The sequence below is a fragment of the Peribacillus sp. NPDC058075 genome (assembly GCF_042885195.1).
Taxonomy (GTDB): Bacteria; Bacillota; Bacilli; order Bacillales; family DSM-1321; genus Peribacillus.
This window is the reverse complement of record NZ_JBHVSL010000001.1, coordinates 45,826-67,476: the sequence shown is the minus strand read 5'-3', so window position 1 is coordinate 67,476 and position 21,651 is coordinate 45,826. Positions and strand designations below refer to the sequence as shown.

The following is a 21,651-nucleotide window of genomic DNA, read 5'->3' as shown; positions in this document are numbered from 1 at the left end:
ACCATCAATTAGCCATTGTGTCCATGTCGGCTTTACCCTTTTGCTTTACTTCACTTTTGTTCTTTTGATCATTATTCGGACTTAGGAGAGTGATCGTAGTAATGACGACAAAACTAGTAGCGAGCCCGTACAGGATTGGTTGAGTGGAGGAAGGTCCATTAATCACCAATCCGACAATGATAACGATCATGCTGGCCAGAATCGAGTAAAATGCCGCTGTAGCCGTGACCCTTTTCCAAAAGAAACCAAGGATGATCGGAAAGAACACAGCACCGGATAATATTGCGTAAGCTACATCCAATGCAACTAAAATATCTTGAATCCATATCGAAACGATTATGGTCAATACACCAATCGTTAAAGTTGTAATTCGCGATGTTTTTAAAAATTGTCGTTCACTCATTTTTGGACCAAAATATTTTTTAATGATGTCATTAACAACTAAAGTGGACGAAGCAAGCAAAGTTCCTGAAGCAGTGGACATTAGGGCCGATACCACACTCGCAATCACAACCCCCAATAGACCGGCAGGTAAAGTTTCCATCGCTATACTTGTAAATGCATTTTGGGGATCACCTAAATCAGGAAGAATAATAAAAGCGCACATTCCAATGATACTGATTGCAATCGCATAAAAAACACTATAAAGTCCCGCTCCAACCGTTCCGCCACGAGAAACAGCTTTGGTTCGTGCGGTAAAAAGACGCTGCCAAATATCTTGGCCAACAACTACCCCTAGAGTAAATAGTAGGAAATATTGAAAAATTGTCTCTCCGCCAATGTTGCCTAGCTCGAAATGTGAGGCAGGGAGATTTTCTTTAAGCGAGCCCCACCCTCCTGCCTTAGAGATGCTCATCGGAAGCATGATAAAGAAAATGCCGATTGTCATGATGACGAATTGCACGACATCTGTCATGGTGACTGACCACATACCGCCTAATATTGTATAAAATAAGACGATCCCACCCCCGACAATCATGGAAACCGTTAAATTCCAGCCAGCCAAAACATGTAAAATTGTTCCCATCCCAATCACTTGCGTTACAGTCAGCATGAATGTATAGATAACAGAGACAAGTGCACTGATCAATCTTGTCTGAGAGTTGTATCGCTTCTCAAGCATTTCACTGATCGTCAATACTTTTAAATTAAATATCTTATTTGTTAAAAACAACCCGATAGCGATTATGCCGAGCCCGATCATCACCACTAGCCAAATACCGGATATCCCAAACTGATAACCTAACTTTGCTGTTCCTAGAGTAGAAGCACCCCCTAATATCACAGCAGCTAAACAAGATAAATACATAAAATGACCAAGATTACGTCCTGCTACAATGAAATCATCTGCTGTTTTTGCCCGTCTGGATCCGATTACTCCCACAATGATTAAAACAGAAAAATATAGAATCATGATCGATATATCCAAAATATGCATGTACACATCTCCTTTTGGGCTTGTATTGTTCTTCTTATCGCTTTGTAAAGAGGGAAGAAAGGATTTCACCTGATTTCCTTCCTTCTTTACAGTTAAATGGGGAAACTAGTTGTTAAGCTGGGTTTCCAAATCTCCGACTCTCTCTTTTTTCTCCAGTTTCCCTTTTTTTGCGAGAGCGATGAGTGTGATGAATTCATAGACAATATTAGCGGCTGCGGCAGCCGTGATTTGTCCGTGATCGTATGATGGTAAAACCTCAACAAGATCGAATCCAACAAAATCTATATTCGTCAAGCCTCTCACTAAGGCTAAAGCATCATCAATGCTGGCACCCGAAACTTCAGGGGTACCCGTTCCCGGAGCATAGACCGGATCTAAAAAATCAATATCAAAAGATAAAAACACCGGACCATTCGCAACACGCTCATGAATGACCCCAAGCATCTTTTCGACCCCGAGACGTTTATAGTCGTTTGTCGTATAAACGCCCAAACCTAAATCCCGGGCATCCTGAAGATCTTCCGGTCCGTACAGACCGCCCCTCATACCAATTTGAAGAGATCGTGATACATCGATGAGACCCTCTTCTATTGCACGGCGAAAAACGGTTCCGTGATTATACTTTTGGTCAAAATAACTATCCCAAGTATCAGAGTGAGCATCGAATTGAAGCAGGGCAACAGGTCCATGTTTTTTTACGATCGCACGTAACTCCCCTAGCGTAATGGAATGATCGCCTCCCAATGAAATGGGAATGATCCCTTTTTCAATGACGGGGGTAAGCTCTTCTTCAATCTTCTTATATGTTTCAGAAATATAACCCGGAATGATCGGAATATCCCCATAATCTATTCCTGATATATAGTCAAAAATATTAATATCTTGTTCTGGATTATAAGGACGTAAAAGGATTGAAAAATCGCGAATGGCTTCTGGTCCGAATCTCGCACCCGTTCTAAATGATTGCCCGGAATCAAAAGGAATTCCGGTAATGACAAAATCCATATGTTCATCTACCCGTTCAACAAATGGGAGCCGCATAAACGTACGCACTCCACAAAAACGGGGTGATTTGAATGAGTCTTTCGGTTGATACTTCATCATGTAACATCCTCCTAAATTCTAATTCTGCCATATTTTTTTGACTCCACTGCCATTGCAGCTGTCCTACAAACTTCCATCTTTTCTAATAGAATGGCCATGGAAATTCTCTTCTTATGTATTATAAGCAAGATTCAGGCCAACTATTTCGCTGTGGTATATGGGGCTTTTCGTTATTTTTTTCATTCAATTGATCAAAAACTTAATCATTTTCTTGTTTTTTAATTTAATTTTTGATTATTTCGACTTTTTGATTTATATTTTAATTAAACAGCATCCCAAAACCTAAAGGAGCGGAACTTATGTACGATGATATGCTGGAGGAAGAACTAAATAAGATTATTGAAACATCGAATAATAACATTCTCATTACCGATCAAGATGGGATCATTTTATATTCCAACCCAAAGCTTTGGGAGATTTATGGTATGAAAAGTGACTCTTATATCGGTACCTCCGTCTATCAATTAGAAAGTGAAGGCCTTCTTACACCTTCCATCAATGCGATTGTTTTAAAAGAAAAGAAAGCGAAGCGCATTATGCAAGAAACGAAAACGGGTCATGTCGTCATGTCGACTGGCTATCCCATTTTTAATAAGGAAGGACTGCTCGTTAGGGTAATCAGCTATGGTCAGGATCAAACCGAGATTTTGCAATTGCAGGATCAATTTGAGCAATTACAACGAAAAATAAAAGGCTATCAAACGGAAGTCGAGGATTTAAGAGAAAAGGAACTGGATAACCATTATTTGATTGCCAGAAGCAATGAAACGAAGCATATTTTAAAAACGATCCATAATGTTTCAAAAACCGATGCCACGATTCTCTTATTAGGACCTTCCGGTGTAGGGAAAAGCACTGTTGCCCGTGCTGTTCATGACCAAAGCAACCGAAAAAAAGAACCTTTTATCGAAGTGAATTGCAGCACGATACCTGAAAGTTTGTTTGAATCAGAAATATTCGGCTATGAGGCGGGATCATTTACAGGGGCAAATAAACAAGGGAGGCAAGGCCTGATTGAGCAGGCTGACAGCGGGACTCTTTTCTTAGATGAAATCGGGGAACTCCCACTTGCCATGCAAGCTAAATTACTGAAAGTATTACAGGAAAAAAAGATAAAGCGCATCGGCGGAAAAAAAGAAAACCATATTAACTTCCGCCTGGTTGCCGCAACTAATCAAGATTTGAAGGAGATGGTAAGTCAAGGCAAGTTCAGATTGGACTTATTTTATCGTTTGAATGTGATTCCCATCCAAATACCGGCATTACATGAACGTAAAGAAGATATCCCTCTCTTAATTCAGCATTACTTACAGAAAACCAGTGATAAATATCAGAAATTCAAAAAAATCCATCCATCGGCTTATGAAGTTTTGACTCATTATCATTGGCCCGGAAATATACGGGAATTAGAAAACTTAATTGAACGGTTGATCCTGACCATCGAAGAACCCATTATATTTCCCGAACACCTTCCCCAATCCATCACAGGGCAAATAGAACAGCCTGAAGATTCCACCTTCCTGGCAATCGAACAGGAAGGTGAAGAAAATTTCGATTTAAAGAAGACACTGGAAAAGGTTGAAAGGCAACTGATTGCAAAAGCATGGAAACAATGTAAAACCACATACGAAATGGCAGAACATTTAGGCATCAGCCAGCCAACAGTCATCTATAAATTAAAGAAATACAAAGAGTATTTGTGAATGCTTCTGACTAAAATCCCTGCAAACCATGAATGGTCCTTAGCTAATTAAAGCTAAGGGCACATTTTGAAGCCTTATATGACAGCAATTCGAAGTGAAACTATGAAGATTACCGCCATAATTCCAATATAGGCACATTCAAGTTGAATGGAATTCAAGATATCACGTTTCCTAATTATGAATGTTACAGCTCACATTCATTCAAACAGATGATCGTCAGTGAAGCCCCTGCAGATCTCCCACCTGTTAAGACAACGGTAGCCAATAAACCAAATAGCAGAAGCGAGATTGTATCCCCTGCTGATTATTATAATTAGAATTCGCGACTGATGGTGATATTATGGAGCTGGGAATGGGTGTAGCACCATTTAGAAGCAATCTCGAACCAGCAAGAAGTCCAGCAGTTGTATTTAATTGATCCGTCAAGTAATAACGACCAGTTGCAGGAATTGTAAGCGTATACCGATTTCCCCCACTTCTCCTGTTGTACCGGTTGATCCAGTAGCTCATTATTCCCTTTGCTCCAATTGCACCTGTTACTCCTGCTCCCCTTCTCTTCACATTTCCATGATTGTCTCCATTCTAATGAATATAAAAGATATTTTACTATATCAACAGAATAGGAATTACATAACCTATCCCGGGATTATTTCATCAACAAAAAGAGGCACCCATAATGGGGGCCTGAACTTTTAGTGAAGGTAAGCTATTATATGTAAACGGTAACCATTCCGCATCCTTATGCTAATACGATGATTGAGAAATGGGATATTCCACCCAGTAACTTAGGAATTATCTTTTCTATTGTAGAGAATGTAAAACAGGCTAGCTTATCGTCGGTTATGTCACTGCCTTTTTTATAGCTTTCACTTCATATAATGCTCCTTCCGAACTGACGATATATTCAGGCTTTGGTTTCTCAAGGTTCGCTTTATGGCCTGCGATATGAGCTTCACTCTTTTCCCACTGCTTCCAATGCGCCTCCGACTACCAATTGATCATAATGATGGCCTCTTCATCCCCGCGTCGCACTTTTTTCACCATCACACTTAAATCGATGAACCCTTCCTGCTTTTCTATGATCCCTTCCCCACTGAACCGTTTTACTACTAGTTCTGCGTTCCCCTCTTTTACCACCATTTTTCTCATCTGAACGAACAATCTGAACAACTCCAATCGATATACGTATAATGAATCATTTTAATCGATAACGATTCTCATTGTAAATTATTGAGACTTCGACTTAAGTGCCCTACTTAAAACTCTAAAGCCAAAAAACAAAAAAATGGATCAGGAAGTTATGGCATATCTTCCTGATCCATTTTTTTATTGTCATTCACCTTTTATCTTTAAGACTTTTGGGAACATAGTCATTCAGTTTATTAAATAAAGAAGTAATGTAGGAGCTGAGTTCGAATCGATCCTCCTGAACAAATTCAACTAACGACACTCCATTCTTTTTCATAACTTTTCCCCCTTTAGTTTTTATCCCGGTGCATAAACCTTTTCAGCCACTAATACCTGTGAATTCCGACATTAGCGGACTTACATGACTTCTCTCCATTGTTTTCTTTATTTGATTATACAAGAAAGCGCTTACAATGTAAAATATTATAATACTTAAGATTGCTATTTAATTAGAATGTTCCAGTTATATAAAGCTACAATTATTATTAAGCTGTGCTGGCTTTTAAGTGCACTTCCTTAATCAATTACTACTTGTCTTGTTCACAGTGTATTAAATTTCATGAAATGCCCTTCAATATTTCAGTTAATCGCAGGAACTCTTCCTTATCACGATTTCTTAATGAGTGATCGATTTCTTTTTCGATTTGTGCTTTCCGATAATCACTAAGGGCCTTTTTCAAAACCATTTCAGCCATCTCTTCAGGTTCAAGCGATGTTCCCGGCAATTGCTTCTCCATACGAAACCAACTCCTTAACCTTTTTTCTATTATACTAAATATCTTGGAGATTATTATTATTTATTAACTTCTCCTTTCCTCTTTTTTATTTCCTTATCCACATGATTTCCACTTTGCCACTCTTCCATACATAAAAAATACTAAATGGTTTGAATTTAAAATTTTTCATTTTATCCAGGAATATCGAAGCATGTATTTCCATTACTTTAGAATGAATTATATTCCATTACAGGTGATTGGAGCTAAGTTATTCGCTTCATTTTTTCAGAAAAGTCAGAAAAATATTGACCGGTATGGATAAGCCCTCTAAAATAATCTAAATAATCCATTTTTTTACTTATATTCATTGACCATCATTTTTGTTCTTTTCGGCTTTATTATTGTTGAAAACAATTTTGATGAAAAACTTAGCATTAAAGGAGCATGTATCATGAAAAAAAGTCGAGTTCTTTTCGCAAGTTTAGCTGGTTCCGTTATTGAGTGGTATGATTTCTATTTATACGGGACAGCAACAGGCCTGGTTTTTACAACTCTTTTCTTTCCCAATCACGATCCTGCCATTTCACTTCTTCTCGCCTTTGTCACTTTCGGGGCTGGTTACGCAGCCCGTCCAATCGGAAGTATCCTATTCGGTCATATGGGTGATCGCATTGGACGGAAGGCTGCACTCATGTTCACCCTTATTGGTATGGGAGGGAGTTCGATGCTTATCGGTGTTCTTCCCACTTATGCCCAGGTTGGGTTGGCCGCCCCCGTCATCTTGGTGGTGCTGAGGTTGATTCAAGGGATTTCCTTGGGAGGTGAATGGGGCGGAGCCATCCTATTGGCAACGGAATCTGCTCCAAAGGGTGTCCGTGGGTTATATGGATCCATTCCCCAACTAGGGGTCCCCATCGGTTTGGTTGCCGGTTCGTTCAGCCTGACCCTTATCAGTTCCTTGACAACCGATGCCCAATTTTTATCTTGGGGTTGGCGGATTCCATTCCTTTTAAGCGGTGTATTGATTGCCTTGGCAATCTGGGTAAGGAGTGGCATTGAAGAAACGCCGGAGTTCCAGCAGCAGAAAGATAGCGGCGATCTTGCAAAAGTTCCCATTATTGAAACGTTGAAACACGATTGGAAAAGTGTGCTGCAAGTGATCGGACTAAAAATCGGGGACGGGTTCTTCAATGTATTCATCATGTCCTATGTTCTCGTCTTTACTACAATGTATTTTGGTTATTCCCAAGATTCAGCCCTTACCGGTTTAACGATTGGCTGCGCTACAATGCTAATTACCATTCCTGTCATTGGGTACATTTCAGATTTCATCAATCGAAAAATCATCTATTTTGGAGGCCTGATTCTCCTTTTCATCTTGGCCATCCCCTATTTCACAATGATTGGGCAAGGGGTCGGCTGGTTCTATTTGATGCAGGCAGTTGTACTCGGCGTCATCTGGGGAGCCATTTTTTCTACACAAGGGACGTTATTCTCGGAACTCTTTCCAGCCAAGGTCCGTTATACTGGATTATCTGTCGGTTATCAGGTCGCGGCAGCCATTGCAGGTTTCGGTCCGCTCATCTGGACAGCCATGGCGGAATCATATGGCCCATCTCCTTTGGTATTTGGAGGATTCATGATGGCAGGTCTCGCGATTTCCCTGACACTTTGTATATTATCACCGCATTCCAGCAGAAAGATTAAAAAGGATCAAACACTCAAACCACATGAGCTGGATTTGAACTGATTATAAAATCCCTGGCAGAAGTAATAACAGAGGCTGCACGTCCTATCACTCGGACAAGCTGCCTCTGTTTTTTTTAGAATGCATATACCTCTCTATACTTGTTTACTTCCTACAATCTCCAAAAGATCAGTCAGCGTCCGGATTTCATAGGTCGGCTTGATTCCCAGATTATTATCCTTTTGATGGGGATTGTACCAGCATGTATCCATTCCATAATTAAAGCCGCCCTGTATATCTGATGTCAAGGAGTCACCCACTATCAACGCTTTCGATTTATCCGTGATCTTTAACTTGGAAAATGCATAATCAAAAATCCCTTTATCAGGCTTCTGGAACCCAGCCTCTTGGGAAACTATCAAAGTCTCAAAGGTATTGCAAAGGGGTGACCCCCCGATTCTTGCTGTCTGCACTGTCGTGAAGCCATTTGTTATAATAGCCAGCCGGCATCCTCTAAGCTTCCCGCAAACCTCTAAAGCCCCGGGCAGAAGATGTATTTCCTTTCCTAAATGTCCAAGATACGCACGGCTGAACGCATCCGCATCGATATCTAGCCCACGCTTCAGGAACAACCGCCTGAACCTTTCCACTCCCAGGTTTGTTAAATCAATAAGGCCCTGTTCCAATTCCCTCCACAGTACCTCACTGATTTCTTGATAGCAACTTGCATGTTCCTCCGCCCCTGTAGGCAAGCCGAACTCTAAGAAAGCTTCATGCAGTGCCCTTTTTTCCGATATTCCAAAGTCTAGCAATGTATCATCAACATCAAATAAAATAATCTCGTATTTCATCGCTGCCTCCATAATCATTTTAGTCCAACTTAACACATTTCCCTTAATTACGTATTACTTATTCAGATACATGGTAAATTAATACTGCAAGCTTGGAAAACTACAAAAAGGACAGCTTCAAAGGCTGTCCTTTTTGTATGGTCTTTATAGAGGATGACTCCTCGGTAAACGGTTATCATATTTAGTCTTTCATAACCATGAGGCTTATTCTATCAGCACAGCTATCATTTAATACCACATAAAAATAAGAGACTTCCCTTTTCGGGCAAGTCTCTTATTTTTAAGAAGATCCTACTATTTTTTCGCCTCTCGGCTTTGTACTATTTGCATCTTGTTCTCTTGTGATGCCAATATGATTGAATTTATCTTTAATGGACAGTTTGTATGTCAACGATCCTGTGCCGGCTTCATCAGGCTTGAAAGTTCCTGCGTTTGTCCGTTTTCCATCTTTCAGTAACCACACCTGATACACCTCTGATTCTTGAAGGCTAGGCAAATTCTGAATCTGAACGATTAACCTTCTTTCTTCACCTTGCTGCAAAATGTATGCAGCACCGTCCGTATTCATTTTTACAGCGGTCATATCGGCTGGCTTCAAGGATAGCGACGTTTTAACCTCCATTGGCAGATCGACAGCCGCAAGTTCTTTTTTCAGTTGAATATTGGAATATAACAGCACAAACGCCAAAGCCAGTGCGGCCAGTACGAGACCTGAAGTGACTGGTGTAAACTGCTTAAAGAAAGAACGACTCCAATTCTTTTCCCTTCTCACCGGAGCTTCATCATCAGTCTCAAAGACAAAATTCATAACCTCTGATTTCAGGGAAGAAGAAGGTTCTATTTCTTCGAAATCCCATTTCAATGAATTCCAGGCTTCCGTCATTTGTTCATACTCCCTAGTGCATTCAGAGCATTGCATTAAGTGTTCCGTGAATGCTTTTTTTTCTTTTTCTCCCAGTTCACCCGATAAAAATGAAAGCAGGTTAGTGCACTCTGTATCCATTTACAAACCACCTACTTCCAAATACTTTTTCAACAATTTAAGCGACTGATGAAGTCTGCTCTTGATGGTACCAACCGGTTCATTTTCAATTTTGGCAATTTCCGTTAACGAGTACCCTTTCCAATACAGTAAATCAATCAGCCTTTTTTGCGGCTTGCTTAACTTACTCTTTGCATTGGCAATTTCACTGTATAATAGCCCATTTTCTATATCATTATTCGGATCTTCTATGTCTATTGGATGACTCATGTCCATTTGTTTGTTATTCCGGATATGAACGCTGTCTTTACGGACATAATCCACACACACATTTCGTGTAACGGTCAAAAGCCAGCTTACAAAGTGCCCCTTTTCGGAATTGTAACTGCTTTTTGTGGTCCAGAGCTTTAAAAAGACCAACTGCACTATCTCCTTCGTTTTATCCGCATTTCCATTTGTGAACTTAAAAATAAAACCATAGATTAATTTAATATGCCGGTCATAAAGTTCTTCCAGAGCAGGACGATGCTTTTTCATTACTAATGCCATCAATTCCTTATCAAGTTTTTCTTTCAATCGCACCTGCAACTCCTCACAAGTAAATTTTTGAAAAAAACGTATAACAGGAACGACCATCAATGATCGTCCCTTTTTTCTTATTTTGGAAAAATCGTCTTGTTATTTACAATATACCAAACATTTTTCACACCTTCTCCATTGACATCTCCTGCTGCCTTATCATTCACAAAATAGTAGAGCGGAAATCCTTTGTAGGTTACCTGCTCTTCCCCCGTATCTTCCCTTTTAATGGTTCCAAAGTCTTTTTCCTCGAATCCTCTAGGGACAGCAAAATCCTTTTCCATGAATGGCGGCCATTTTTTCAGACAATCACCGATGCAATTGCTTTTTCCTGATTTATCATTCTTGAAAAAGTAAAGTGTCATTCCCTTGGAATCAGCCAGGTATTCGTCTGTTGTTTCACTTTCCAACAATTTTAGGGTTACCGCTTTTTCATCGGCAGTTCCACTAACCACTTGATCATTTTTTGGTGAATCATCAGCTTCATTTCCACATGCCGCCAAAACTAGGACCATCATAAAAACTGAAAATACCATCCACTTTTTCATATACTCTCACTCCTCATAATATTTACTTCCATCCCCATTTTTGAAATACTTGATGGGATTCTTCCGTTTGAAGATAATCAATGAATCGTTTTGCTTTTTTCTTGTTTTCACTCTTACTTGTTATGCTTACCGGGGTCCCTCTATAGAGCTTGTCTTCTTCAGGGAGCTGAACCAGATCAGTCACTTCCGCCAGACGGTAATGCCAGGATTCATAAGTAATCCATGCGTCCAATTTAGAATTTGCCTTCCATAGATCGATAGCTTCTGCACTGGACTTCACTGAAATGTCAATATTCCTGCTAATTCCAGAGATCAATCCCTTTCTTCCGGCCAAATCTTCCCATAGCCCCAGTTGCCCGGCTCCATTAACATCTACAATCTTTACGCCCTTCTTCGTTAAATCCTCCAATGACTGTATATTCTTTGGGTTTCCTTTTCTAACCAGAATGCCAACTGACCGTGCATACAATTCTGTACGCTTTTTTTCATCAAGGACCTCCGGATGATCATGCATGAATTCAGTCAGCATATACTCGGACCCTCCATAAATGATATCCGCATCCTGTTTGGCTTGATCAATCCATTTTTCTTCGGGCCCCGCTGTAACTTCAACTTTTATCCCCGTTTCTTTGGTGAATCGTTGCGCAATTTCCTTGATAGGTCCAAGAGGGCCACCTGGACCGTATACTTTTACGACATCGTTGACAGCTTGCCCCCGTTTCGTACCCATTTCCGGTGAAAATCCTAACAAGACTGTCATCAATGCTATCCAACCGACAAAAATGACCTTTTTCAAGTCTTTTATCTCTCCCTTCTAAAAAGCCTTTGTACTATAGATAACGGGACAAACTTCCAAACGGTTTGAAAAAATTGTTAATTATTTTTAACCAGCTGCAAAATACATCTGATGATATTAAGCTATTCTTCTTTTTTCTCATAAAAAAACCATTCGAAAAGTGTCTTTTTTCGAATGGGCATGACTTTAATTACATACTCTTTCAAGTCTCATAAATCAGGTTAGCTTGAATGGCTTTCTTTTTTTCTCTTTCTATTTCTTTTAACAACAGCTATCACCAACAATAACAGAGGAATCAACGTTTGCATCAAAATTCCATGAAAAGGGAAGGCGATGATATCGTATCGACTGACAGCCATAGAGCTAGGATACGACCAAAAGCTGAATTCCACAATCAAAATCCCTATCGGCCATACAACAGAACGATAGTCGGAGAGATTCATCCACTGCGCAGTACCCAAAGCAGCTGCATAATAAAACACAGAAATTTTGACAAACGCTCCTACTATCCATACGGCCATGATGGCGGACTCCAAATGTTCAAAAAAGTCGGCTAAACTGATGTACCGAGTTACATTCATCAGGGGATAATTCTTTGTGGATGTTGTCGATCCGAGTACAAAAAGAACGATAAGATTCACCACAACTAACGTCATCATCACAGCAAACACAGTCATCATCCCATATTTCATTCCTTTTTTCATATCCGCTAAAAAAGGGAGGAGAAAAATGATCAGGAAAAACTCGCTGAACCATCCTCCCGGTATAATTGAACCTTTAATTGGAGGCATAATTCCATTCCCCAATATCGGGAATATATTCTTAAATTCAAAATCAGGGCCGAGTAAGATGATTAAGAGGAGGATCGGAAGGATAAAAACAGGAACAAACAATTGGGCAGCTCTCCCCAACACCTCTATCCCTCCACGGACGATAAAGGCACAGAGGAGTAGCATCGATGCCATGATCACGCTAATCGGAGTTTTGACCAGAAAAGAGTCGACAATGAATTCCCCATAACTTCTTAGGATTTGCCCCGTGATCGGGATATAAAAAAACAAGAATAAAAAACCGAGAATTTTCCCCGGAATCCGACCGATGATCTGTTCACTGAATTGGATAACCGTTTGTTTCGGATAAAGTTTGTGCAGTTTATAAGCAATATACACCGTCGCATACCCGATGAGAGACGCCAAAATGGGGGAAAGCCATAAATCAGCTTTGGCATATTTGGCTGTGATGCTTGGGACACCAAGAATGGCCGTTGCCACGATTGTTGGATATATCATGAATGCCATCTGTAAAGCTGAAATTCTTCCTTTCTCCATCGTCTTCCTCCTTTCTGTGGTAGTACGTAAATCTGAAATCACACAACCCACTGGATAGATTCATTTTTTTGTAAACTCATCAAACGGCTAAAAAAAGATGCAATCCAATCAGTTGGTTCTGCCCCCGTTGCGCGAGAATGAACATAGATAGCACCACCTTATCGATAGGATATTTAGCATAAAAACGCCCATTCAGCTTGTTTCGGTTCCTTTACGTTTTCTTTTCCTTAAAACCGCAATCACCAACAATATCAGAGGAATAATCGTTTGCATCAAGATTCCTTGTAAAGGGAAGGCGTTGATATCATTACGATTAACATCTATTGAGCTAGGCAACGACCAAAAACTGAAAATGACAATCAAGATCCCCATCGGCCATACAACGGGCCGATAGTCGGAAAGATTCAGCCACTGCGCCGTACCTAAAGCAGATACATAATAAAATACGGAAATTTTTATAAACGCCCCTACTATCCATACCGCCATGACCGCGGACTCCACATGTTCAAAAAAGTCGGCGATACTAATGTATCGAGATGTATTCATCAAGGGGTAATTCTTTGAGGGTGTTGTTCCCCCTAGTACAAATAGAACCAAAAGATTCACCACGATTAATGTCATCATCACGGCGAATACAGTCATCATCCCGGATTTCATCCCTTTTTTCATATCCGCCAAAAAAGGAAGAAGAAAAATGATCAGAAAAAACTCGCTGAACCATCCTCCCGGTACAATCGCACCCTTGATTGGGGGCATTAAGCCATTACCCAATACCGGAAATATATTCATAAAATCGAAGTCAGGAATCAGCAAGAGAATTACGATACAGATTGGGAAAATAAAAACCGGTACAAACAACTCAGCAGCTCGCCCCAACACCTCTATTCCCCCGCGTACGATGAAAGCACACAAAAGCACCATCGATGCCATGATCACACTAATGGGGGTATTTACCAGAAAAGAGCTAACAACAAATTCCGCGTAGTCTCTAACGATTATCCCCGTGTTCTGGATATAAAAAAACAAAAGTAAGAAACCGAGAATTTTCCCCGGAATCAGACCAATGATCTTTTCAGTGAATTGGAAAACCGTTTGTTTTGGAAAAATTTTATGCAGTTTATATGCAATATACACCGTCAGATACCCTATTAACGCAGCAAAAATGGGGGAAAGCCATAGATCAGTTTTGGCATATTTGGCAGTGATGCTGGGAACTCCGAGCATAGCCGTTGCCACAATCGTCGGATACATCATGAATGCCATCTGCAGAGATGAAATTTTCCCTTTCTCCATCTGCTCCCTCCTTTCTTTAATGGAATGAATTTAATCCTGCAACAGATTCACTTTTCCATAAACTCTCCAAATGGCCTGAAAAGAGTTTCCATCCATTGAGTGGGTCCTGACATCTGCGGGAGATTGAACATGGACAGAACCAAGCCAGTGAGGAGCAGTGTAAGAAATGCCACTTTATCTTTTTTTGGATTTTTTTTCATTTTTGGCCATTCAAACAAAATGATTAAAGCTACGATCACGGTTGTACACAAAAAAGCCCCCCATCTCACTTGTCCTTCACCTCATTTTCAGACAAGCCTGCCGGTTTGTTTATATAGCCCTGTCTTCGAATATGGGCCGCAACATCGATTTCCACTTCCATCTCAGCGAATATATCCTCCCAGTGGTTTTCGACCTTATTAAACTGTTTAGGGTATTTCCTATAGAAATCTTTACCCACCCCTAAAATGTCCGCTTTCTTATCCTGAGTATGCAGAAAAGCCATCTCGATGCGGTCTTCTATATCTTTTTGGTATGCTCGTTCTGCAGCTTTTAGCATTTTTGGACTTGAAAGGTTTAAATTCGTTCCATTTTGTATAACAGCTCCTTCTGTATTTACCTTCACTAACAATTTCCATTTGTTATTTCGAAATTGCGGAATCTTCTTGATTTGAGCCGTCACTGGATTCAAAGAAATCTCCCCTTTCACACCTTCGGGCTGAAAGGTCACAGTGTATGATTCCATTTCATCCCTTAACCACAACAGCCCTCTTGTTTCTTTTTCCGTCATCGTCCCGGTCATCTTATCTTTTTTAAAAACGGCTGTTCCGACAATGTAAGGAATCCCCTGTAATTTTGTTTGCCCTTTCCCCGGCGGCAATATTTTAACGACTGGAAGTACGGCAGCTTGAGGTTTACCTGTTAACATTTCATCTAAATCCTGTAGTGTGACCAGCATCCCAATATGTAAGTCAGATAGTTCTCTAAGCACTTCCCCTGAATAGTTTTCCAGGGGTGGCAAAGATTCAATGATAGGCTTTGCTATCCCTTTACTGACATACACATTTGCTTTCTCTCTTGGCTGAGGATGGCGCAGCAAAAAATCCAGCTGCTCTTGAATTCCTTCCATCGCTAACTTTTCACCGAATACAAATACTTTACAATGTCCCCAAAATATTTTTCGCGGAAGCTTGCTTTGAAGCTTAGACAATGCATCTGAAATATTGGAGCCTTTTGCAAATCTCACCATTGTCGTAACCCCACTCCCCCCTTGACTGCTCCCTCCTTGACCGCCTCCACTGCTAATTGAACTTGGAATAAAGACTTGGACGGATAGTTCGATTTGATTATTACCCTTCTTATCGATGGTGGCTGCTGTGACAATCGCCAAATCAGTGATTTCTATTCGATCCCAACAACCGCTTAGAAAAGGGGGCGTTCCACAAATAACGAGCAAAAGAAGGACGCTTTTCATGAAGTCTCGCCTCTTTCCTTTCTCCGAGATCCTTTTTCGCTTCCAGCAATTATTCACTCCGTTTCACTCCCCCTTTTTGGATTTGGTTTCTGTTCCTGGGCTTGACGGTATACATTTGAATCCCCTGTGAGACGCGGACGTGTATCCATCATCCACCAAGGGGCTCTCCACAGAACATCTTTCAGCTCTTTACCTTTTAACGTCGCAAGTGGCGCTAAGTATGGTACGCCAAAGGAACGTAAGCTGCATAAGTGAATGACTATGGCGATGATTCCCATCATTATGCCAAGCAGCCCTAAGGTACCGGCAAGCAGCATCATTGGGAATCGCAGCATCCGGAAAGCAATTCCGGCAATATAGCGAGGTATCATAAAAGAAGCGATTCCCGTAATCGCAACCACAATGACCATTGGCGCTGAAACTAACCCCGCTTGTACGGAAGCTTGACCAATCACTAGCGCTCCAACAATGCTGACGGCAGAACCTACCTGCTTCGGCAATCGAACCCCTGCCTCCCTTAGTGCTTCAAACGTAATTTCCATAGCCAATGCCTCTACTATTGCAGGAAAAGGGACCGATTCCCGGGATGCTGCTATGCTTAGCAGGAGTGCGGTTGGGACCGCCTCATGATGGAACGTTAAAATAGCAACATAAAGTGAAGGAAGCAAAAGAGATAATCCCATAAAAAAATATCGTAACCAACGGATAAATGTGCCTGCCATAAAACGTTGCGCATAATCCTCTTGTGATTGAATCAAAGAAAAGAAGGATATTGGTGCAATTAACGTAAAAGGAGTTCCTTCTACAAGAATGACAGCTCGTCCCTCCAGCAAGCTGGCACAGGCTACATCCGGCCGTTCTGTTGACATGATCTGAGGGAAAGGTGAAAACGGATTGTCCTCGATCATTTCCTCGATGTACTCGCTTTCTAAAATACCGTCTATTTTAATTCGTTCCAACCGTGTTGAAATCTCTTCAATCAGTGTTTTATCCGCAAGTCCATCTATATAAGCAATGGAAACATTCGTCCTGGTAAGAGTTCCAATCTTCATAGATTGTATTTTAAGGGCAGGACTTTTGATAATACGTCGCAATTGGGAAGTATTTACCTCTAGAGATTCAATAAATCCCTCTCTTGACCCCCTAACTCCCCCCTCTGCCACAGGTTCTTCAATCGCCCGCTTTTCCCATTTGGACAATCCTAAAGAAAATCCATCTCTTCCCCCTTCATATAGAAGGATCGGGTTTCCAGAGGAAATCGATTCAATGCAATCCGCCAACAAATTCACTTTTACCACTTTAGGAACGGGCATTTTATGTTCAATAAAGTCATTTAATGGTTGTGGTTCTTTGGATGACTCTTGCATGAGTGGAGATAGCACATATTGCTCGATCGCCTCGATGTCTGAGAGTCCCGCAATGTAAATGAGCATCGCGCGTGTTTTTCCGAAAATGGAGAACGAGCGGAACATGACATCCGAGCAGTTATCATAAACAGAACGAAGTGTTTCTACATTTCGGATGAAATTCGCATCAAGTGCATCTGCAGGCTTGGAATCTTGGTAATTATTTTGTACACTGGATTTTTTTTCTTTCGTTTTCCTTAACAATCTACCCACATTACGAATCAAGCTGGTTACCCCCATTTTTTTTGCAGGTCGCTCTAACTCCATTTTTCTATGTTTCTTCATTAAGGGTATTTTATACAGAAAAAACTGCACCAGGCATGAACTTAATTGCCATTAGCAGAATTGAAAAGCTATGTGATTAGTTGATTTTGAATAAAACGTAAACCCTTGTGATATCCTGTTTGTAATTGCTAACTAAGGGGTATATCTAAAACCGAGGCTACATATCAATCGAAAATACTGTCTGTGGCTAGGTATTGTTTTTGAACAAGATACGCAAGACCATAAAATGAGGGGTATTTTTAAAGGATCAATATTGCTTTAAGATACCTCTGTTTTTATATAAGTTTCATGGGCAATCAGACTAAAACATTAGAAGATAAGGGAGATTCTATGTCATTCTTAATCACATTGCTCGGATTATTGGTGTCCACGATAATCGCTACTATATTAAATGCCATATGGCCTCGTATTCCACTACCGATATATCAGATATCCATGGGCGCAGTGCTTTCATTATTGCCATTTCAGTTATCGTTGGATTTTCATTCAGAATTATTTATGATCTGTGTTATTGCTCCGTTACTCTTTATAGAAGGAAAAAATACGTCCCGTAAAGAAATGCTTGAATTGCGTAAGCCTATTCTGTTATTGGCCTTTGGTTTAGTATTTGTGACTGTTTTTGCAGGAGGGTTTTTCATCCACTGGTTAATACCCGATATGCCGATGGCTGTCGCTTTTGCTTTAGCAGCTACAATTACCCCTACGGATGCTGTAGCGGTACAATCGATAACAAAAGGGTTGAAATTACCCGGAAATATGATGCCCATCCTTGAAGGTGAATCACTTTTCAATGATGCTGCTGGAATCGTGGCTTTTAAAGTTGCCCTGGCAGCTGCCTTAACTGGAGTATTTTCTATAAAAGATGCTTCGCTTAATTTTATATTTGTAGCTTTAGGGGGTATCTTTATCGGTATCCTATTGGGCTATTTAATTGTTAAATTACGATTATTTTTACGGGTTCGTGGACTTGAAGAAATCTCCATGTCTATAGTTATTGAACTAATTACGCCTTTTGCCATCTATATGGTAGCTGAAGAACTCCATGTATCCGGAATCTTGGCAGTGGTTGCTGCAGGTGTAATTCATGGCATCGAGCGGGATCGCCTTCAGAATTCCACAACTAAATTGCAAATTGTATCAACTAATACATGGTCTGTATTAGGTTATGTTTTGAATGGACTTGTATTTGCTTTGTTAGGATTTATGTTGCCGAGTATTTATCAGGAAATTGAGTCCAGCTTAAATAGGGGTAATCTTTTTGGGATAAGTGTCTTGATTGTTCTTTTATTATTGGTGATCCGTTTTATTTGGGTATACATTCTGCATGATACTTTTACGAAAAACAGAGTGAATCCATTAGAGCAATTCATTATGTCCAGGGTTCACCCAGAAGATAATACTGACACCGATGAGGAGAATGTTTCAAGATCACGATTTGCATTTCTTACATCCGTTAGCGGCATTCATGGAACCATTACATTAGCTACAGCTTTATCCATACCATATTTTATGCCAGATGACACTTTATTCCCGATGCGTAATACAGTCTTGTTCATCGCAGCTTGCGTTATATTGTTAAGCGTCACATTGGCTACGGTTCTCTTGCCATTACTGGTAAAGACACCGATTGAATTCAAAGATGAACGCCTAACCTCTGAAGAGGCTTATAAAATTGTTTTAAATAAAACGATCGATCAGCTAAGCAAAGAAGCAACGATCGATAATCAGAAAGCGGTCAATCAAGTAATGGAAGATTTGAATGAACAACTGATTGATTTGGAACGGGGAATTACGAACAAACCGGATAATCAGACAATACGCGATTTAGTGGAGCAAGGGGCCCATAGGGAATTGGAAGTCGTTTCTCGATTAGTCAAAAAAGGAACTATATCTGAAACAGTCTTAGAACTTTATAAAGTGTATCTTTCAAGAACCTTAAATTATATGCAAAAATCTTCGCTGAAGAGGGCATGGATCAATTTGCAGGCGATTCTTTTCAAGAAAAAGATCAATGTCAAATGGGATAAGAAATGGGAAGCGAAATTGGAGGACTCCATCCTTAAAAATGCGGACCTGATCCGGGACTTTCGTAAAGCCCAAAAAGAGGCTTCAAAGGAAGCTATTTCAATGCTCAAACAACAAACTACACCTGAAAACCGTCATGAAGTGATGCTTGTCATTCAAAGATATAATCGTCATTTGAATCCATTCGGAACATTAAGTGAAAAAGAAGCAAATCGCTTTAAAGAGATGGTGAGTCATTTTCAGTTGATTGCCATGCAAATCGAACGTGATATCATTCAGCAAATGGTTGAAGATGAGCAAATATCCATGCAAACAGCAACAGAGCTTAGACAAAACTTAATCTATGATGAAATGATAATGATACAAAATTAAGACATGAATTAGAGACACCGTTATGACAGGGAGCGGTGTCTCTTTATTTATATCCACATCCACTCTCAATTTCTTCTTTTATCAAGTCCATCATTCAATATTTTCACTTGGAAGCGAAAGTAGAGATAGAAAATGATCCAAATGATCATATAGAATGGTATGAAAATCCCAATTCCTATAGCTAATCCTTTTAAGCTGAATGGAATCCACCCAACAAAGAAGGATAATAGGAAGTAAAGGATGCTGACAGTCAGGAAGTGCAGAATGGTTTGAGATAATAAACTCCATTTTTCATTTTCAAAGATGATTGTTGCCGTACTGGCTGCTCTGCTCTACCTCTCTCTTATTCGTCTTAATTTGTCCGGTCAGGAACCGTGGTCATAAACCATCTAATGAGTTCTTGAGTTTAATACTTGATTCATTTTTACAGGATCAGTTAAGTTTTCAGGATTAAGCAACTCAGACGCTTCCTCCTCTTTTAATAAACCTTTTGCTATCGCTACTTCTTTTACTGTTAGATTTTTTTCGTAAGCTTCCAAGGCTATATTATTGGCTGCTTTATACCCGAATCTAGAAGAAATAACGACAGACAAAGATAACGAATTCTCTGCGTTCTGCAAACAAACCGCCTTATTCGCTTCAATACCGTTTAGGCACTTTTCAGTAAACAGAGTAATACAATTTGTCAAAATAGAAAAAGAGTCAAAAATATTTTTCAAAATAATCGGTTCCCAGATGTTCAAATCCAGTTCACCTCGATCTACAGCGAAAGTAATCGCTTGATCATTTCCATATACATCAAAACAAACCTGGATCATCATTTCGGGTATACATGGATTGATTTTACCTGGCATAATGGAGGAACCCGGCTGTACCGCTGGCAAATTGATTTCAGCAAATCCTGCCCTTGGCCCTGACGAAAGTAATCTTAAATCGCTGGCCATTTTCGATAATCCACTCGATAATCCTTTTAAGCAAGAGGATATTTTTAAATAAAAATCTGCATTTTGCAGTGCATCAAAGAAATTATCCTCTTTGATAACAGCTAAATCTGATACCTCTGGCAAATATTCATACATTTTCTCTGTGTAACCAGGAGCAGCTCCGATACCAGTGCCCACTGCCGTTGCACCAATTACGATAGACAAGCATTCTTTTTGTAGTTTTTTCATTTCTTCTATCTGCCTCTTGATAAAAGTATGATACCCGCTAAATTGTTGACCTAGAGTAATGGGTACAGCATCTTGAAGACATGTTCTTGCCATTTTTACAACGCTCGAAAATTCATTCGTTTTATTTGCCAATGAGCATTCGATTTTATTCAAACTGATTAATAAATCATCTATATATGAAAAGCAAGCCATCTTCATAGCGCTTGGAAGCACATCGTTCGTGGATTGAGACATGTTAACATGTTCATTCGGATGGATGAAATTATACCCTTTATGTCCAGTCAGTAATTCATTTGCCCGGTTAGCAATGACTTCGTTGACGTTCATATTTATGGAGACTCCGCCACCAGCTTGATAAATATCGACAGGAAATTGATTTTTCATTTCCCCATTTACTATTTCATCTACAGTTTTGCAAATTACGTCTTTCTTTTCTTGATCAAGAACCCCTACACTGTGATTAGAAATCGCTGCCGCTTTTTTTATATATGCCATACTTCTAATTAAGTGGGGATATGATTCAATCGTTCTACCTGAAATTGAGAAGTTTTGGCAGGCACGAACCGTTTGTATTCCATAATAAACATCCTCATCAATTTCCAATTCTCCCATTAAATCTTTTTCAACACGCATTTTTCAACATCCCTTCATTTTCTTTTAGAAAAAAAGAAGGTTGTTTAAATTGATTCATGACAGCAATTTAAACACCCTTCACTTTTATGGAA

Annotated in this window: 19 protein-coding genes and 2 pseudogenes; 3 read left to right on the top strand and 18 right to left on the bottom strand. The window is 40.0% G+C overall.

Going from position 1 to position 21,651, the window contains the following annotated elements:
- Positions 1 to 4 precede the first annotated feature (4 nt).
- Together ACFVS1_RS00415 and speB are read right to left on the bottom strand one after the other, a co-directional pair.
- Positions 5 to 1,438: a sodium:solute symporter family protein gene (locus tag ACFVS1_RS00415; RefSeq protein WP_352925697.1), complete on the bottom strand. Its 1,434-nt coding sequence runs from the start codon at positions 1,436 to 1,438 to the stop codon at positions 5 to 7.
- Positions 1,439 to 1,543: 105 nt separating this feature from the next.
- Positions 1,544 to 2,542 carry an agmatinase gene (gene speB, locus ACFVS1_RS00410; RefSeq protein ID WP_352925696.1) on the bottom strand — a complete coding sequence of 333 codons (999 nt, stop codon included), beginning with the start codon at positions 2,540 to 2,542 and terminating at the stop codon, positions 1,544 to 1,546.
- 299 nt (positions 2,543 to 2,841) lie between these two features.
- On the opposite strand from speB, the gene ACFVS1_RS00405 reads away from it, so the two are divergent.
- Complete coding sequence (locus ACFVS1_RS00405) at positions 2,842 to 4,245, top strand: sigma-54 interaction domain-containing protein (protein ID WP_352925694.1); 1,404 nt, start codon at positions 2,842 to 2,844, stop codon at positions 4,243 to 4,245.
- A 184-nt stretch (positions 4,246 to 4,429) separates the two neighbouring features.
- Here the strand turns inward: ACFVS1_RS00405 and ACFVS1_RS00400 are convergent.
- The 4 genes and pseudogenes from ACFVS1_RS00400 to ACFVS1_RS00385 form a co-directional block, all read right to left on the bottom strand.
- Positions 4,430 to 4,698, bottom strand: a pseudogene (locus tag ACFVS1_RS00400) (BclA C-terminal domain-containing protein); the annotation flags it as partial.
- Between the two features lie 387 nt (positions 4,699 to 5,085).
- A pseudogene (locus tag ACFVS1_RS00395) lies at positions 5,086 to 5,394 on the bottom strand (antibiotic biosynthesis monooxygenase).
- 187 nt (positions 5,395 to 5,581) lie between these two features.
- Positions 5,582 to 5,710, bottom strand: a complete 129-nt coding sequence (locus ACFVS1_RS00390) for a hypothetical protein (RefSeq protein WP_260359184.1) — start codon at positions 5,708 to 5,710, stop codon at positions 5,582 to 5,584.
- Positions 5,711 to 5,990: 280 nt separating this feature from the next.
- Positions 5,991 to 6,170: an IDEAL domain-containing protein gene (locus ACFVS1_RS00385; protein ID WP_137019900.1), complete on the bottom strand. Its 180-nt coding sequence runs from the start codon at positions 6,168 to 6,170 to the stop codon at positions 5,991 to 5,993.
- A gap of 430 nt (positions 6,171 to 6,600) precedes the next feature.
- Here ACFVS1_RS00385 and ACFVS1_RS00380 point away from each other — a divergent pair, with 430 nt between their 5' ends.
- On the top strand, positions 6,601 to 7,899 hold the full coding sequence (locus ACFVS1_RS00380; RefSeq protein WP_387544633.1) for an MFS transporter: 1,299 nt from the start codon (positions 6,601 to 6,603) through the stop codon (positions 7,897 to 7,899).
- A 92-nt stretch (positions 7,900 to 7,991) separates the two neighbouring features.
- On the opposite strand, the gene ACFVS1_RS00375 is transcribed toward ACFVS1_RS00380, so the two are convergent.
- The 10 genes from ACFVS1_RS00375 to ACFVS1_RS00330 all read right to left on the bottom strand — a co-directional run bounded on the left by ACFVS1_RS00375 (position 7,992) and on the right by ACFVS1_RS00330 (position 17,297).
- Entirely contained in the window at positions 7,992 to 8,687 is a 696-nt protein-coding gene (locus ACFVS1_RS00375) for a YjjG family noncanonical pyrimidine nucleotidase (protein WP_387544631.1), read from the bottom strand.
- Positions 8,688 to 8,967: 280 nt separating this feature from the next.
- On the bottom strand, positions 8,968 to 9,690 hold the full coding sequence (locus ACFVS1_RS00370) for an anti-sigma factor domain-containing protein (RefSeq protein ID WP_387544630.1): 723 nt from the start codon (positions 9,688 to 9,690) through the stop codon (positions 8,968 to 8,970).
- A complete protein-coding gene (locus ACFVS1_RS00365) occupies positions 9,691 to 10,245 on the bottom strand; it encodes an RNA polymerase sigma factor (protein WP_192207939.1) in 555 nt (184 codons plus the stop codon). It lies immediately after the preceding gene.
- An 80-nt stretch (positions 10,246 to 10,325) separates the two neighbouring features.
- Positions 10,326 to 10,796, bottom strand: coding sequence for a COG4315 family predicted lipoprotein (locus tag ACFVS1_RS00360; protein WP_387544628.1), 471 nt, complete (start codon positions 10,794 to 10,796; stop codon positions 10,326 to 10,328).
- 22 nt (positions 10,797 to 10,818) lie between these two features.
- Positions 10,819 to 11,592: an extracellular solute-binding protein gene (locus ACFVS1_RS00355; protein WP_387544626.1), complete on the bottom strand. Its 774-nt coding sequence runs from the start codon at positions 11,590 to 11,592 to the stop codon at positions 10,819 to 10,821.
- Between the two features lie 221 nt (positions 11,593 to 11,813).
- Positions 11,814 to 12,920: a GerAB/ArcD/ProY family transporter gene (locus ACFVS1_RS00350; RefSeq protein WP_352925673.1), complete on the bottom strand. Its 1,107-nt coding sequence runs from the start codon at positions 12,918 to 12,920 to the stop codon at positions 11,814 to 11,816.
- 192 nt (positions 12,921 to 13,112) lie between these two features.
- Positions 13,113 to 14,213, bottom strand: a complete 1,101-nt coding sequence (locus ACFVS1_RS00345; protein ID WP_352925671.1) for a GerAB/ArcD/ProY family transporter — start codon at positions 14,211 to 14,213, stop codon at positions 13,113 to 13,115.
- A 47-nt stretch (positions 14,214 to 14,260) separates the two neighbouring features.
- A complete protein-coding gene (locus tag ACFVS1_RS00340; RefSeq protein ID WP_260287353.1) occupies positions 14,261 to 14,464 on the bottom strand; it encodes a hypothetical protein in 204 nt (67 codons plus the stop codon).
- Positions 14,465 to 14,478: 14 nt separating this feature from the next.
- Complete coding sequence (locus ACFVS1_RS00335; RefSeq protein ID WP_387544625.1) at positions 14,479 to 15,666, bottom strand: Ger(x)C family spore germination protein; 1,188 nt, start codon at positions 15,664 to 15,666, stop codon at positions 14,479 to 14,481.
- Between the two features lie 53 nt (positions 15,667 to 15,719).
- The gene (locus ACFVS1_RS00330) at positions 15,720 to 17,297 is read right to left on the bottom strand and encodes a spore germination protein (protein ID WP_387544624.1); all 1,578 of its coding nucleotides are present in this window, start codon (positions 17,295 to 17,297) and stop codon (positions 15,720 to 15,722) included.
- 390 nt (positions 17,298 to 17,687) lie between these two features.
- Between ACFVS1_RS00330 and ACFVS1_RS00325 the strand changes: the two genes are divergently transcribed.
- Positions 17,688 to 19,754, top strand: a complete 2,067-nt coding sequence (locus ACFVS1_RS00325; protein WP_387544622.1) for a Na+/H+ antiporter — start codon at positions 17,688 to 17,690, stop codon at positions 19,752 to 19,754.
- Positions 19,755 to 19,819: 65 nt separating this feature from the next.
- Here ACFVS1_RS00325 and ACFVS1_RS00320 read toward each other — a convergent pair whose 3' ends face one another.
- Complete coding sequence (locus ACFVS1_RS00320; RefSeq protein ID WP_483878255.1) at positions 19,820 to 20,059, bottom strand: DUF3021 domain-containing protein; 240 nt, start codon at positions 20,057 to 20,059, stop codon at positions 19,820 to 19,822.
- An 84-nt stretch (positions 20,060 to 20,143) separates the two neighbouring features.
- Positions 20,144 to 21,559, bottom strand: coding sequence for an aspartate ammonia-lyase (locus tag ACFVS1_RS00315; RefSeq protein WP_387544620.1), 1,416 nt, complete (start codon positions 21,557 to 21,559; stop codon positions 20,144 to 20,146).
- Between the last annotated feature and the right edge of the window lie 92 nt (positions 21,560 to 21,651).

Bases quoted from the DNA above. Each gene is read 5' to 3' on its own strand.
- ACFVS1_RS00415 (WP_352925697.1), bottom strand. From the start codon at position 1,438: ATGCATATTTTGGATATATCGATCATGATTCTATATTTTTCTGTTTTA.
- speB (WP_352925696.1), bottom strand. From the start codon at position 2,542: ATGATGAAGTATCAACCGAAAGACTCATTCAAATCACCCCGTTTTTGT.
- ACFVS1_RS00405 (WP_352925694.1), top strand. From the start codon at position 2,842: ATGTACGATGATATGCTGGAGGAAGAACTAAATAAGATTATTGAAACA.
- ACFVS1_RS00390 (WP_260359184.1), bottom strand. From the start codon at position 5,710: ATGAAAAAGAATGGAGTGTCGTTAGTTGAATTTGTTCAGGAGGATCGA.
- ACFVS1_RS00385 (WP_137019900.1), bottom strand. From the start codon at position 6,170: ATGGAGAAGCAATTGCCGGGAACATCGCTTGAACCTGAAGAGATGGCT.
- ACFVS1_RS00380 (WP_387544633.1), top strand. From the start codon at position 6,601: ATGAAAAAAAGTCGAGTTCTTTTCGCAAGTTTAGCTGGTTCCGTTATT.
- ACFVS1_RS00375 (WP_387544631.1), bottom strand. From the start codon at position 8,687: ATGAAATACGAGATTATTTTATTTGATGTTGATGATACATTGCTAGAC.
- ACFVS1_RS00370 (WP_387544630.1), bottom strand. From the start codon at position 9,690: ATGGATACAGAGTGCACTAACCTGCTTTCATTTTTATCGGGTGAACTG.
- ACFVS1_RS00360 (WP_387544628.1), bottom strand. From the start codon at position 10,796: ATGAAAAAGTGGATGGTATTTTCAGTTTTTATGATGGTCCTAGTTTTG.
- ACFVS1_RS00350 (WP_352925673.1), bottom strand. From the start codon at position 12,920: ATGGAGAAAGGAAGAATTTCAGCTTTACAGATGGCATTCATGATATAT.
- ACFVS1_RS00345 (WP_352925671.1), bottom strand. From the start codon at position 14,213: ATGGAGAAAGGGAAAATTTCATCTCTGCAGATGGCATTCATGATGTAT.
- ACFVS1_RS00335 (WP_387544625.1), bottom strand. From the start codon at position 15,666: ATGAAAAGCGTCCTTCTTTTGCTCGTTATTTGTGGAACGCCCCCTTTT.
- ACFVS1_RS00325 (WP_387544622.1), top strand. From the start codon at position 17,688: ATGTCATTCTTAATCACATTGCTCGGATTATTGGTGTCCACGATAATC.
- ACFVS1_RS00315 (WP_387544620.1), bottom strand. From the start codon at position 21,559: ATGCGTGTTGAAAAAGATTTAATGGGAGAATTGGAAATTGATGAGGAT.